This is a genomic window from Geomonas anaerohicana (assembly GCF_016458305.1).
GTDB lineage: Bacteria > Desulfobacterota > Desulfuromonadia > Geobacterales > Geobacteraceae > Geomonas > Geomonas anaerohicana.
On the sequence record NZ_JAEMHL010000001.1, the window covers coordinates 362,374 to 374,977 of the forward strand.

11 protein-coding genes are annotated in these 12,604 nt (G+C 62.9%); 4 read left to right on the forward strand and 7 right to left on the reverse strand.

The annotated features are described in order from the left end of the window. Positions 1-68: 68 nt before the first annotated feature. A complete protein-coding gene (locus tag JFN91_RS01550) occupies positions 69-2,807 on the reverse strand; it encodes a phosphoenolpyruvate carboxylase (RefSeq protein WP_328745352.1) in 2,739 nt (912 codons plus the stop codon). 185 nt (positions 2,808-2,992) lie between these two features. On the opposite strand from JFN91_RS01550, the gene JFN91_RS01555 reads away from it, so the two are divergent. Then, the gene (locus JFN91_RS01555) at positions 2,993-3,142 is read left to right on the forward strand and encodes a hypothetical protein (protein ID WP_199387460.1); all 150 of its coding nucleotides are present in this window, start codon (positions 2,993-2,995) and stop codon (positions 3,140-3,142) included. Between the two features lie 105 nt (positions 3,143-3,247). On the opposite strand, the gene JFN91_RS01560 is transcribed toward JFN91_RS01555, so the two are convergent. Both JFN91_RS01560 and JFN91_RS01565 read right to left on the reverse strand, forming a co-directional pair. Further along, positions 3,248-3,667 (reverse strand): hypothetical protein, encoded by a 420-nt coding sequence (locus JFN91_RS01560; protein ID WP_199387461.1) that lies wholly within the window; start codon positions 3,665-3,667, stop codon positions 3,248-3,250. Between the two features lie 206 nt (positions 3,668-3,873). Further along, on the reverse strand, positions 3,874-5,097 hold the full coding sequence (locus JFN91_RS01565; protein ID WP_199387462.1) for a multiheme c-type cytochrome: 1,224 nt from the start codon (positions 5,095-5,097) through the stop codon (positions 3,874-3,876). A 158-nt stretch (positions 5,098-5,255) separates the two neighbouring features. On the opposite strand from JFN91_RS01565, the gene JFN91_RS01570 reads away from it, so the two are divergent. Beyond that, positions 5,256-5,579, forward strand: a complete 324-nt coding sequence (locus JFN91_RS01570) for a TSCPD domain-containing protein (RefSeq protein ID WP_199387463.1) — start codon at positions 5,256-5,258, stop codon at positions 5,577-5,579. A 61-nt stretch (positions 5,580-5,640) separates the two neighbouring features. Here the strand turns inward: JFN91_RS01570 and tsaA are convergent, their stop codons facing one another. After that, complete coding sequence (gene tsaA / locus JFN91_RS01575; protein WP_199387464.1) at positions 5,641-6,159, reverse strand: tRNA (N6-threonylcarbamoyladenosine(37)-N6)-methyltransferase TrmO; 519 nt, start codon at positions 6,157-6,159, stop codon at positions 5,641-5,643. A gap of 401 nt (positions 6,160-6,560) precedes the next feature. On the opposite strand from tsaA, the gene JFN91_RS01580 reads away from it, so the two are divergent. Continuing rightward, positions 6,561-8,195 (forward strand): methyl-accepting chemotaxis protein, encoded by a 1,635-nt coding sequence (locus tag JFN91_RS01580; protein ID WP_199387465.1) that lies wholly within the window; start codon positions 6,561-6,563, stop codon positions 8,193-8,195. Positions 8,196-8,366: 171 nt separating this feature from the next. On the opposite strand, the gene JFN91_RS01585 is transcribed toward JFN91_RS01580, so the two are convergent. Continuing rightward, on the reverse strand, positions 8,367-8,786 hold the full coding sequence (locus JFN91_RS01585; RefSeq protein WP_199387466.1) for a cytochrome c3 family protein: 420 nt from the start codon (positions 8,784-8,786) through the stop codon (positions 8,367-8,369). Between the two features lie 54 nt (positions 8,787-8,840). Then, positions 8,841-9,209: a hypothetical protein gene (locus JFN91_RS01590; RefSeq protein WP_199387467.1), complete on the reverse strand. Its 369-nt coding sequence runs from the start codon at positions 9,207-9,209 to the stop codon at positions 8,841-8,843. A gap of 313 nt (positions 9,210-9,522) precedes the next feature. Between JFN91_RS01590 and JFN91_RS01595 the strand changes: the two genes are divergently transcribed. Then, positions 9,523-11,778 (forward strand): nitric-oxide reductase large subunit, encoded by a 2,256-nt coding sequence (locus tag JFN91_RS01595; RefSeq protein WP_199387468.1) that lies wholly within the window; start codon positions 9,523-9,525, stop codon positions 11,776-11,778. A gap of 173 nt (positions 11,779-11,951) precedes the next feature. Here JFN91_RS01595 and JFN91_RS01600 read toward each other — a convergent pair whose 3' ends face one another. Next, positions 11,952-12,578: a LysE/ArgO family amino acid transporter gene (locus JFN91_RS01600; protein ID WP_199387469.1), complete on the reverse strand. Its 627-nt coding sequence runs from the start codon at positions 12,576-12,578 to the stop codon at positions 11,952-11,954. Between the last annotated feature and the right edge of the window lie 26 nt (positions 12,579-12,604).

The window sequence follows — 12,604 nt, forward strand, 5'->3', positions numbered from 1 at the left end:
AAGTTCATGAGGAATATATGGCGGGGGCGGTGCGAAATCTCCCGAGAGGAGGCGGGCGGAGCAGGCAGTCAGCCGGTGGTGCCCAGTCCGGCGGCGATGGCGTTCACCGTTTCCAGGAGCCGGAACAACAGCCCGCCCGACATGGCGCTGTCCTTGCGCACCGCGTCCTGGCGCCACTGGCGCAAGAGGGCGATCTGGCGCTCGTGCAGCACCTTGAGGGCATCTTCGCGCCGGGCCAGCGAGCTGTGCACCGCGGCGCGCCGTTCTGCCAGCGATCCGCCGTAGATCTCCTCGAGCATCCTCACCGTGCGCTGGTACTCCACGGCGATGGCGTTGAAGATCGGCTGCCGGATGGCCGGATCGTGCACCAGGTCGGCGTAGTTGTTCATGATGGCGAGGTTGGCGCTGGCGACGCTGGTGGCGGCGTTGCTCACGATGTAGTGCAGTACCGTCCAGCTCTGGCAGTTGCGCACCACTTCGCCGAAAAGGTCCGGTTCCTGGGTCATGAGCTCTTCCAGCGCAAAGCCGATGCCGTACCAGCCGGAGAGGAAGTAGCGGGCCTGGCTCCAGCTGAAGACCCAGGGGATGGCGCGCAGGTCGGAGAGGGTTGCCTGGGCGGTGCGGCGCGCCGGACGGGAACCGATGCTGCTCGATTCGATGACGTCGATGGGGGTGGCCTCGCGGAAGAAGGTGACGAAACCGTCGCTGTTGAGCAGCTGCTGGTAGGCGAGGCGGCTGCGCCGGGCAAGGCGGTCCATGACCGGCTCCAGCGGGTGTCCCGGCCCCGGACCGCCGCGCTGCGGAATGCTGACGCCGGCGGTGCCGGCGAGGAGCAGTTCCAGGTGGTAGGCCGCGTTGAGCGGGTTGGAGTACTTCTGGGAGATCACCTCCCCCTGCTCGGTGAGGCGCAGGTCGCCGGCAGCCGATCCCTCGGGGAGACCGCGCAGGAAGCGGCTGGTGGGGCCGGCCCCGCGGCTGATGGTGCCCCCCCTGCCGTGGAAGAAGCGCAGCCGCACCCCCTGGCGTCGGGCGGCCGCCAGCATGGCCTCCTGGGCGCGGTACAGTCCCCACAGGCTCGCCAGGATGCCGCCGTCCTTGTTGCTGTCGCTGTAGCCGACCATGACCTGCTGCACCGGCCGCCCGCCGCCAAGTTGCACCAGGGTGCGCCGGGTCATGGGATGTTCCAGGAACTGTTCCAGGATGGTGGCGCTCCCTTCCAGGTCCTTGATGGTCTCGAAGAGGGGGGCCACCGGGAGCAGGCAGGCCAGTCCCTCGCCGGTGCGCATCACGAGCCCGGCTTCCCGCGCCAGCAGGTAGACCACCAGCAGGTCCGAGAGGGAGCGGGTCATGCTGACGATGAGGGCGCCCAGCGACTGCGGGCCGTAATCACGGATCTGGGCCGCCAGGACCCGGTAGCAGCTGATCACGCTTTCGGCTTCCTTGCCGGGCTTGGCGCCGGGGAGCAGGAAGGGGCGGGGCGAGGCGAGCTCGCGATCGAGGAAGGCGAGGCGTTCCGGCTCCTGCCACTGGGAGAAGCCGCGTTCCGCCACGCCGGCCGCCGCCAGTAGCTGCTCCACCGCCTTGTCGTGGAAGGCGCTGTTCTGCCTGATGTCCAGCGAAGCCAGGTGGAAGCCGAACACCTCCACGCTGCGCAGCACAGGGACCACATCGGCTAAGGCCAGCCGCGTGGCGCCGGTGGCTGCCAGGGTGTCCCGGAGCAGCCGCAGGTCGTCCTCGAGCTCCTGCGAACGGCAGTAACGGGAGCCGGAGTCGCCGCAAAGCGTCTCCTCCCCCCCCGAGACATCGACCGGGAGTTTCGCCTTCATCAGGTTGACCAGTTGGCGCCAGGGCTCCTCGGGGTTGCGCTTGAGCGCCTCGACGCCCAGGGCTCCGGTCGGCGCGGCCAGCGTCTCCAGGCGACGTTTCAGCTCGGGGGGAGGGGGGAGCAGCAGCCGTGAGATGCTGAGCCGGCTGCCCAGGGTGGTGAGCTGCCCGTGGATCAGCATGAGCGCGTTCAGCCTCAGTTCTGTGAGGGTGGCCTGGGTGACCTCGGCCGTCACCAACGGGTGGCCGTCGCGGTCTCCACCCACCCAGGTGCTGAAGGAGACCCGGGGCAGGCGGTCGGTGAGCGGAGACAGGGGCCTCGTCAGTCCCGCCTCGCGCCAGGCGCGGCAGATCCTCTTGTCCAGGATCGGGATCACCTGGGGAAAGATCTCGCGCAGGTGGTAGATGATGGCGGCCAGCTCGTTCAGGACCTGCGGCTTCTCCAGGTGGATCTCACCGGTGCGCCAGAGGCGCTCCAGCATGGTCACGATCTCTTCGCGGATGTCGTCACGCTCCAGGGGAGTCCAGACCGTGTTCTCGCGCTTGACCAGCAAGAGGTAGAGTTCGCGCAGGTGTCTCAGTACCGAGGCCCGCTTCGCCTCGGTCGGGTGGGCCGTGAGTACCGGTTCCACCCTGATCTGGCCCAGGAGTTCCGCGATCTGGTCCTGCGGCACGCCGCTGCGGTTCAGCTTCTCCAGGACGCGTCCCCAAAGCCCCGGCTCGGCCACGAGCCCCTGGCTGGTCTCCACTGCACGGCGCGTCTGCACGGCGAAATTCTCTTCCGCCATGCTGAGCAGCTGGAAGGCGATGGACCAGGCCCGGACGAACTTGCAATCCTCCGAGGGCGCCATCGACCCGGTCTTGGGGAGGCAGGCCGCAAGCTGCGACTCGCCCAGCCCGTTGAACATCTCGGCCAGGCAGTCCATCAGGTAGTCGAGGTCGCGCTGCAGTTTGTCGGGTATGGGCAGGGCGGTATCGGGCACGACGGTTCCTCCTTCATGCTTCGTTGTCGAGCTGTCCGGGATGGGGGGGAGCCGGGCCGGAGAAAACAGTTATGAATGATACCGTATCAATGGGGCACTGTGAATGGAGCGAGCGGATAGGGCGGCTTGTTCATGTGAAGACGCCTGTGCTAAACTCTTATTAAGAGAGGGGAAGGAGGCTCATTATGAAAACGTTACTGCTGGTGCTCCTGATCATGATAGCGCTGATCCTGACCATCTGGCTCCTGGTAATCCCCGCTGAAGTGCTGGTCGGTTCCTTCAAGGCTCTCCGCCACGGCGAATGGCGTGGTTGGAGGCGGCCGAAACCGCATTAGCTGGTGGGCGGTTGTGGTCGGCGCAGGTATGTGACACGAAAAAGGCCCTTGGCTTGCGCCAAGGGCCTTCGTTTTTGTTCCGAATCTGGGTGATGCCGTTGGAGGCTAGGGTACGCTGCTGAAGTCGTTGCGGTGGAAATCTTCGGTCGTGCCGTAGGAGTAGAAGAAATCAACCCTTTTCACGCTGTCCGGCCGGGCCACCGGGATCTCGATGCTGAAAGGTTCGCTCCCCGTGAAGCGCCCGTCGAAGTTCTTGGTCCCTTTGCCGATCTCCTTGCCGCTTTCATCCTTGAGCTTTGCCGTCAACTGCAGGGAGGTGTAGGGAAGATCCGGCCGCACGTTCTTGAGGGTGCCGTCGATGCGTACCCCCTTGTCCGTGTTTTCAGCTTTCCAGGAGACGTCGACTTCGTGATTGCTGAAGTTATGGGCGCTGTAAGCGGGGTTGGAGTCCTGCTTTACGCGCGATACCGCACAGGCGCCGATGAGAGAAAGAATCGCGATCGCCAGCAAAAACCTCTTCACCATAAGTCACCTCCGCACTTTGATAGAAACCTACTGAGTGTAACCCTGATATCAACGCGTGCAATGTGACTTTTTCCGCGGGTGCTTTCGAAATTTCCGACTGCTCAAGGTGGCAATGGGGTTGGCGTGAAGTTCGGGTACGGGCAAAAAACAGCGGGGCGTCAGGTGACGCCCCGCTGTCAGGGACTGCTTGCTTCTGTGCCGTGCCGCTACTTCTTGTGGCCGGACTCGCGGATCATCGCGGCGGCATCCGCCTTGATGTCTACCAGGTCCTTCTGCAGTTCGGCCAGGCCGTACCAGGTGACGTAGTCGGGGTTCATGTGGAACGCCCCCTGGAAGGCACGCATACGGTGCTCCAGGAACATCACGTAGAGGGTCTGCTCGATCGGGGTCCTGGTGTCGTAGAAGGTGAGCAGGTCCGGGTACGCCGGCTGCCCTTTCTGCGGCTTGATGACACCCTTGTCGTACAGGTCGGCGACGATGGTGATCGCCTCAGCCATCAGCTTGTCCGCCTCTTTGATCATCTGGTCGGCGTTGCCGAGCTGGGTCTTGGCGTAGGTCGCGCTGTGGCACTTGCTGCAGATGCCGACCATCTTGTCGCGGGAGGCCTGCCACTCTTCCTTGGTGAGGCGTGCCACCTTGCCGGCCTTGACCAGCTCGAGACGGCCGGTCGGCTTCCCTGCCGGGTCGAGGACCCCGAGGCCCTTGAGGATGGTGACGCGGTAGCCCATCCACTCGGCGTCTTCTTCCGGCAGACGCAGGGCCAGGAAGCCCCAGGAGGTCATCACGTTGTGGTCGCCGTCGCCCATGTGGCAGGTCTGGCAGGTGGGGGCGCGGCCGGTGTCGCCTTCCATCTGGTAGATGGAGCCGTGCTTGGAGTTGGACCACATCTCCCACTGCGGGTGATCGAAGCCCATGTGGCAGGTGCGGCAGGCTTCCGGCTTCTTCGCCTCGGCCTTGCTGAACTTGTGGCGGGTGTGGCAGGAGTTGCACGGGGAGCCGTACTGCCCGTCAGCGCGCGACTTCTCGTCGCGGATGCCGACCTTGTGGCAGCCGCCGCAACCCTTCATCCCCTGGATGTAGGCGTGGGGCTGGATCTTGTTGGTCGGCATGGCGTCCATGGCCACCCAGGCGGCGGCGTGCTTGCCGGAGGCGTACTGGTCATGCTGCTTGGTGTGGCACTCCTTGCAGGTCTTCTCGGTGGGCATGGTCACCTTGGCGACGTCTTTGGCGCTCTGGTGGGCGGTGCCGTGGCAGCTGGAGCAGTCGACACTGCCGCTTTTGCCCATTTCACCGGACAGGAAATCCTTCACGATGTTGGGCGTCACCTTCTCGTGACAGGTGATACAGTTGCTCTTCCCGGCGAAAGCCGCCCCGGCCAGCATCAGCACCAGCGCCAGCGCCCCTCCCAGTTTCTTCAAACCATGAATCATGCAATGTCCTCCCCTTTGGTAAGTAAAAAAACAGGGCACATGTAAACCATATGCCCGGGAGGAATTCCTTGATGTAGGTCAAAAAACTGTAAACGGCACGTGCGGCTGCGGATATACTATCAGGCGTCGTTTACCCGCTTTTGAGAGAGGGGGCAGCTATGAAGAAGAAGGCGCGTCCCGGTTCCGTTCCAAGCGTCACCTTCCAGAAAGAAACTCACTGCGGCAGGATCTACGTCACCGTCACCATGGACCCCAAGGGGAAACCGTTCGAGATCTTCGTCCGGTTCGGCAAGGCCGGTCATTGCGGGGCCGCCGTATTCGACGGCCTGACCAGGATACTTTCCTACGGCCTTAGGTCGGGGCTCGACCCGCACGAGGCGGTCAAGGCCCTGGGCGGGATCGGGTGTAACTTCGGGAAGGACACCTGCATGAATGCGGTTTCCGAGGCCCTGCGCGAGGTGCTCGAAGCTCCTACGACGTAAGGGGACTGGCTCCGCAGGTGCCTGTCCCCTTAAAGCAGTCTCCCCTTGAGACCGCCGCCGCTCACCTCGGCTTGCGCGGCCCCGGTGCGAAGTAACGCCCCACCTTGGCATCCATCTCGTCGATCCAGCCCGCCTTCGATTCCGGAAAGGCGTCTGCGTACGGTACGTAGGGCTTGATATCGAGGATGGGTGTCCCATCCAGCAGATCCACCCCGCGCAGGTGCAGCGTCTTTCCTTCCACCCTGACCAGTTCCACGGCCGACAGGCCGATGGAATTGGGGCGATGCGGCGACCTGGTCGCCAGGACGCCGCGTTTGGGTCCCCCGCGCGGAGGCTTCACGTTGCTTTTCCACCCCTCGCTGAGGTGGAACGCGAAGATGAGCCACAGCCGTTGGAACCCTCCCAGGTCCTGGACCGCCTTTTCATCCAGCCAGTCCTGGAGCTCCAGGGTCGCAGTGGCAAAGTCGCCGGTCTCGGTTCCTGCAACCACCGTGCTTTGATGCGGGGCGTCGATGCGGCGGGAATAGGGGGAACGCAACAGGCCGATGGGGCGATAGGTAAAGTGCTGCTCGTGGATCATGCGGTCGTACTTTCCTTTGTATGCAGTGGAGCGAAAAAGAAAGCCCTCGGCGCTGCCTGAGGGCTTTTCTATTGGGTCGGATGGGAAGATGGGGACGGTCCGTCCGGCAGCTTTGCCCCGTGGCTGCCTTGGCCGGTACCCTAATGAAAATTCTTCTCCTTGTCAAGGCAGGTGCACAGGTCGGCAATGCCCCTGTGGGGAGTGCCGACGGTTGAGCAGGCGGGCTGCCGGAATGGCGATGAAACAACCACTTTCATCGTCATAGCAGTCTCAACACATCCACTGACGATTTTTCTGACAGTCAAGTGCTTAAGTTGATCCAAGGTGGGACCGATAACCAATGTCACACGGGATCACTATGTCAGTAGTAGGAAGAGCTATGTCACCAAGGGGGAGAGTTCATGCGGTGGTTTCTCGATCTGCAGATCAGATTCAAACTTGTGGGGGGCTTTTTAATTCTTGCCCTGATCGCCGGCGGCATCAGTTGGATCGGCATCAGCAAGATCCGCGGTATTGGGACGGTGGACAAATGGCTGTATCAGAAGATAACGGTACCTCTCGGTGACATCGGCGAGATGGCCGTGGGGTTCCAGCGGGTGCGGATCGGACTGCGTGAGCTGGTGGAGGCAACGGATCCTGCGGAAAAGAAAAAGGTCATAGCGTCCATCAAGAGCATCCGGGCGGAAATAGGCGACAACGTCAAGGCCGTGGAGAAAACGATAGAGACGCAGAAAGAGCGCGATCTACTCGAAGAGTACAAAATGGTCAGGGTCGAGTACGGGCAGCAGATAGAGAAAACAATCGCCCTGGCAGAGGCCAATAAGGATGAAGAGGCGCGCGCGGTGTTAAACGGCGCCGGCAAAAAGGCCGCCATGCACTATCAGGAGGTGATCGACCGGTTGGTGCAGGCGAAGCTGAAACAGGCCGAGTTGGCCTCAGCAGAAAATACACGGGTCGCCGATTCGGCCACCAAGATGATGGCCGCGGCCGGTGTGGTCGGGATCGTTCTGGCCGTGGGCCTGGGACTGATCATCGCCGGCCTGATCAGCGCTCCGTTGCGCAAAGGGGTGGGCTTCGCCCAGGCGGTATCGGCGGGAGACCTGACCCAAAGCCTGGAACTGCGCCAAAACGACGAAGTGGGACAGCTCATCCACGCCCTCAACGAGATGGTCGGGCGGCTGGGCCAGGTGGTCGCGGGGGTACGTTCCACTTCAGATCACGTGGTGATGGGGAGCCAGACGCTCGCCCAGGGCTCCGAAGAAATGAGCGAGGGTACTGCGAAGCAGGCTGCGGCTGCCGATGAGCTCTCCAGCAACCTGAAGCAGATGGACATGAATATCAGCAGCAATGCTGCCAATGCCGCCGAAACGGAGAAGATAGCGGTGAAAAACGCGGTCGAGGCGCAGGAAGGCGGTGCGGCCGTGCAGCGCACCGTGCAGGCGATGCGCGAGATAACCGGCAAGATCAGCGTGATCGAAGAGATTGCCCGCCAGACCAACCTGCTGGCGCTCAACGCCGCCATCGAAGCCGCGCGCGCAGGAGAGCACGGCAAGGGGTTCGCCGTCGTCGCCACCGAGGTGCGCAAGCTGGCGGAAAGGAGCCAGACCGCGGCGGTGCAGATCAGCGGCCTTTCCTTCACCAGCGTCGAGGTCGCCGAAAAGGCGGGGCGGATGCTGGTGGAGATGGTGCCCAACATCGAGAAAACCGCGGAGTTGGTGCAGGAGATTTCCGCATCCTGCAAAGAACAGGAGGCCGGCACGCGGCAGATCAATGGTGCGGTGCAGCAGTTGAACGAAATCATAGAGAAGAATGCCGCCGCCAGTGCGGAGATGGCCACGACGGCGGCGGAACTCAGTACGGAAGCGGAAGCGCTGCAGGCCAGCATCGCGTTTTTCCGGTCGGCGGACAAGGCCGGTCCGGCTGCGCATGCAGCGGCCGTGGCACGAACTGGCGGGCTGACGAAGGCCTCAAGACGTCGCTCCAGCCTCGTGCAGGAATGCTATGGCGAAAACGGTGATAGGGTTGCCCACGGCTAGCTGATCCGGTTGTGGCGCTGCCGGAAAGGTGTGCTTACTAAAGGGTCTGCCTCGGCTGGGCCGTCCTGCAGACAGAATCGGGAGCCGGTGCTGGAAAACGAACCCTGCAATGAGAGAAGCCCCGTGGCTCGGCCACGGGGCTTCTTTGTTACAGTGCGGGGGGTGCGCCGCCTACTTGTCGTGGCAGGTGAGGCAGAGCGCGCTGTTCTTGTCGCTCTTGATCAGGTGCCCCTTGGCGGGGTTGAGCGGATCGTGGCAGGTGAGGCACCCGACGGCGCCGTTGACCATGATCATGTTGCGCTCCTCGGCGGAGATCGGCTTGTATCCGGGTTTCATGTCCACGTAGCTCTGGTAGATCATGCCGATGGGGTGCTCTCCGTTGAAGGAGTGCACGTGGGATCCCGGCCGGGTGGGGTCGTTGCGCAGGTTGACCTCGACGTTGGGGCCGGCGGAGCCGTCATGGCAGCCGATGCATTCCTTGGAAAGCGGATCGATCTGCGGCGGCGGCGCGGCCGGAGCGGTGACCACCCCTGTTATCAGCAGGCCCGCTGCGAAAGCGACCAGTGCGGCATCTTTGAAACGATTGGACATCCTTCCCTCCAGTGCACGTGATGCCGTTCCTAATCGGCACCCGGCACCATTTCTTTAGAGTCTTTCGCCTTCTTTAGTGGACGTCGCCTGCGCGGTCGCGCTGGCGGAGCCCCAGGTGAAGGAGAGCCACGCCACCGAGAGCTGCTCTGTCATCTCCACAGGTTCTTTCACGCTGCCGCCTGCGATTTCCTCAGGAGTGCCGATGGGATTGCTGGCCTTGGCGCGCTCCACTTTCACCAGGTAGGCCCGCTGGGCCTCGACCGACTTCTGCAGCTGGAGGGAATAGGGGCATTTGCCGCGGACTTCGCCCGGGTCCGAGTCGTCTGCGTGCGCCGTCGCGGTGAGCGCGGGAGAGATGATGGTGAGCAGGGCAAGGGTGGTTATCGCTAAAAGCGTCGCTTTGATCGGGTTTGCGGTTTTCATGGCTGACTCCTGTACTGGTTCGGTACTTACCCGGGATCAGTACAAGGAGGGTGCCAAGCGGACAGTTTTTATCCTGAAGTATAACGTGTGTAATTACAGCTTATTAGACTGGTGGCTGATCTCGTACTTGCAGGGTGCTGTTCAGGTGTTGCACAGCTGGCCGTTCGTGCCTGTTCAGGTTCTGCTCCCTCTTCCCTGGTCCTGTTCCTTTAGGACTGGATGGCGTAATCCGGACCGTGAGGGGTGGTCTAACGTTTGTGTTGGGGTACACTTACTCGCTTTGGAGGTAAAACTAGGCCTGCCGGAGGTTTAAATGAACGTACCTGAAAGGAACCTGGTTCTCTCGCCCCGATGGCTGGTGACCGCCGTAATCACCTTCCTGTTCGGATTCACGGTGCTTGGCTATCTCGCCTACCGCAATTCCTACGACGGACCACCGGTCCCGCGGGAGGTGAGAACGACGGACGGTAAGGTGCTCTACTCCGGAGACGACGTCATCGCCGGGCAGCAGATCTTTCAGAAGCTGGGGCTGATGCAGTACGGCACCATTTTCGGCCACGGCGCATACCTCGGTCCCGATTTCACTGCCCAATACCTGCACCTGGGTGGCGAGAAGGAGGCGGGGTACTATGCAGCGCAAGGGCTGTCTGCTGCAGAGGCGGCAGCCAAGGTGCGCACCGAGCTGAAGGAAAACAGCTACGCCCCGGACGCGGGGCTGCTCACCTTCACTCCTGCGCGGGCGCGCGCCCATACGGAACTCATCGACTACTACCGCGGCTGGTTCGGGCCGACCCAGGTGCAGCAGGGGTTGCAGCGCCCCTACCTGAGCGACCCCGAGGAGATCAGGAAGCTCACCGCCTACTTCTCCTGGGCAGCCTGGGCAAGCACCGCACAGCGTCCCGGAACCGACCACTCCTACACAAATAACTGGCCACCCGATGAGCTGTCGGGCAACCGTCCCACCTCCGGCATCCTGGTGTGGAGCGTGCTGAGCCTGGTTGCGCTTCTCTGCGGCACCGGCGCCATCCTGTTTGTCTTCGGCCGTTACGAATTCCTCGGCTGGCATACCGCCGAGGAGTACGCGGCCAAGATGGAGGCCCCGGAAAAGGTGGCGCTCACCCCATCGCAACGCACGGTGGCGTGGTACTTCCTGGTCGTGGCAGGGCTCTTTTTGCTGCAGGGGCTCCTGGGCGGGGTCAATGCCCACTACCACGTGGAGCCCGCCGGCTTCTACGGCTTCTCAGTCGGGGACATCCTGCCGTACAACCTCTCCCGCATGTGGCACGTGCAGCTTGCCCTCTTCTTCGTCGCCTCCAGTTTCCTCGCCATGGGGATCTTCCTGACCCCCATGATCGCTGGCAAGGAGCCGCCGCACCAGGAAAAGCTGGCACTGGTTCTCCTGGGCGCGCTGGTGGTCGTGGTGCTGGGGAGCCTGACCGGGGAGGCGATGAGCCTCAAGGGCATGCTGGCCACCGGCGGCCCGTGGTTCTGGGTCGGCTCGCAGGGGTGGGAATACCTCGACCTGGGACGGTTGTGGCAGATACTGCTGACGGTGGGGATGCTGATCTGGCTGGTGATCCTGGTGCGCGGCATGAGGGACAGGCTGCGTGGGGAGCATCCCGGCAACATGCCCTGGCTCTTCGTCTACAGCGCCGTTTCCATTCCACTTTTCTATGCGGCCGGGATGCTCTACGGCAAGGCGTCCCACTTCAACCAGGTGGAGTTCTGGCGCTTCTGGGTGGTGCACCTCTGGGTAGAGGATTTCCTGGAGCTCTTCACCACCATCATGGTGGCCTACGTCTTCATGCTGCTCGGGGTGGTACGGGCGCGGGTCGCCACCACCATCATTTACCTGGATATCATCCTCTACTCGATAGGCGGCGTGCTGGGGACCATGCACCATCTCTACTTCAGCGGACAGCCCGAGGTGCACATGGCGTTCGGTGCCTGTTTCTCAGCCCTGGAGGTGATTCCCCTCCTGCTGCTCACCTACGAGGCGTGGAAGTTCATGGGGCTGGGCGCCCCGGCGGGGAGTTCCATGCTCAGTACCGCCGCCGATATGTTCCCGCACAAGTGGGCGGTCATGTTCCTGATTGCGGTGGGATTCTGGAACTTCCTGGGCGCCGGGGTGTTCGGCTTCCTGATCAACCTCCCCATCGTGAGCTACTACGAGATCGGTACCCAGTGGACCGCCAACCACGGGCACGGCGCCATGATGGGTGTCTACGGCATGCTCTCGCTGGGCTTCTTCATGTTCGTCGCGCGCTACTTCGTCCCACTGGATCGTGCCAGCAACCGCGCCATGGCCATCGCCTTCTGGTGTACCAACCTGGGGCTTGCCTGCATGCTGTTCCTGAACCTCTTCCCGGTGGGTCTTTTGCAGCTGAAAAAGATCCTGACCACCTCGTACTGGCAGGGGCGGCAGCCGGAATTCTTCGCCGATCCCTTGGTGCGTTTCTTCGAGTGGATGCGTCTGCCGGGGGACATCCTGTTCATCATCGGGATACTGCCGGTGGTGTATCTCGCGGTGCGCATGTTCCTGAACCGCAACCGTCCCCGCGTCATCTAGGCCGGGATGTTTCATCCGCCAGGCCTGGCCGCCACATTTTTCGGGGGCGGCAAATAGAGCAGTGGGACCGGCCTGCGCCGGGAGAATGGCATGAAAAGAGCGGCTCGATTTGGGATCGGGCCGCTCTTTTTGTGTTCGCGTGCTGCGGAAGGGGCGGCGCGGGCGTCGCGACGTTACCTGGCAAAGGCGAGGCTGCCGGCGATCGCCCACATGGTGCAGCCGACGAGGATGTCGAGCAAGCGCCACGCTACCGGCCGCCGGAACAGCGGGGCCAGCACCCTGGCGCCGTAGCCGATGCCGTAGAACCAGGCACAGGAGGCGGACATCGCGCCCACGGCGAAGAGCAGGCGGGCGCCCCCGGAATAGCGCCCGGCCAGGCTGCCTAGCAGCACCACCGTGTCAAGGAAGGCATGCGGGTTGATGAGGCTGAGCATAACAGTGGTGAGCGCGACCTTGGCGAGTCCGTCGACGACGTCATCTCCCCCGCTTGTATCCAGAGCACCGGGTTTCAGCGCAGACATGAAGGCACGTACTCCGTAACAGAAAAGAAAGGCCACGCCGCCCCAGAGGGTGACCTGCATCAGCCGCGGCGAGGCGGTGACAATCGAGCTGAATCCCCCGGCGCCAAGCGCGATGAGCAGCGAATCGCACAGAAAGCAGACCGTACAGACCGTGAAAACGTACTGTCGCTTGAGTCCCTGCCTGAGGACAAAGGCGTTCTGGCTGCCGATGGCGACGATGAGGCTCGCGCCGAGGCCGAAGCCGGTGAGCATGGGCGAAATGGTGCTTGTTGCTGACATGGGGGGGCGGGGTCTCCAGGAGTGAT

Excerpts from the sequence above, each read along its gene's own strand:
- JFN91_RS01595 (WP_199387468.1), top strand. The coding sequence starts at position 9,523 with ATGAACGTACCTGAAAGGAACCTGGTTCTCTCGCCCCGATGGCTGGTG.
- JFN91_RS01580 (WP_199387465.1), top strand. The coding sequence starts at position 6,561 with ATGCGGTGGTTTCTCGATCTGCAGATCAGATTCAAACTTGTGGGGGGC.
- JFN91_RS01585 (WP_199387466.1), bottom strand. The coding sequence starts at position 8,786 with ATGTCCAATCGTTTCAAAGATGCCGCACTGGTCGCTTTCGCAGCGGGC.
- JFN91_RS01560 (WP_199387461.1), bottom strand. The coding sequence starts at position 3,667 with ATGGTGAAGAGGTTTTTGCTGGCGATCGCGATTCTTTCTCTCATCGGC.
- JFN91_RS01590 (WP_199387467.1), bottom strand. The coding sequence starts at position 9,209 with ATGAAAACCGCAAACCCGATCAAAGCGACGCTTTTAGCGATAACCACC.
- JFN91_RS01565 (WP_199387462.1), bottom strand. The coding sequence starts at position 5,097 with ATGATTCATGGTTTGAAGAAACTGGGAGGGGCGCTGGCGCTGGTGCTG.
- tsaA (WP_199387464.1), bottom strand. The coding sequence starts at position 6,159 with ATGATCCACGAGCAGCACTTTACCTATCGCCCCATCGGCCTGTTGCGT.
- JFN91_RS01600 (WP_199387469.1), bottom strand. The coding sequence starts at position 12,578 with ATGTCAGCAACAAGCACCATTTCGCCCATGCTCACCGGCTTCGGCCTC.
- JFN91_RS01555 (WP_199387460.1), top strand. The coding sequence starts at position 2,993 with ATGAAAACGTTACTGCTGGTGCTCCTGATCATGATAGCGCTGATCCTG.
- JFN91_RS01570 (WP_199387463.1), top strand. The coding sequence starts at position 5,256 with ATGAAGAAGAAGGCGCGTCCCGGTTCCGTTCCAAGCGTCACCTTCCAG.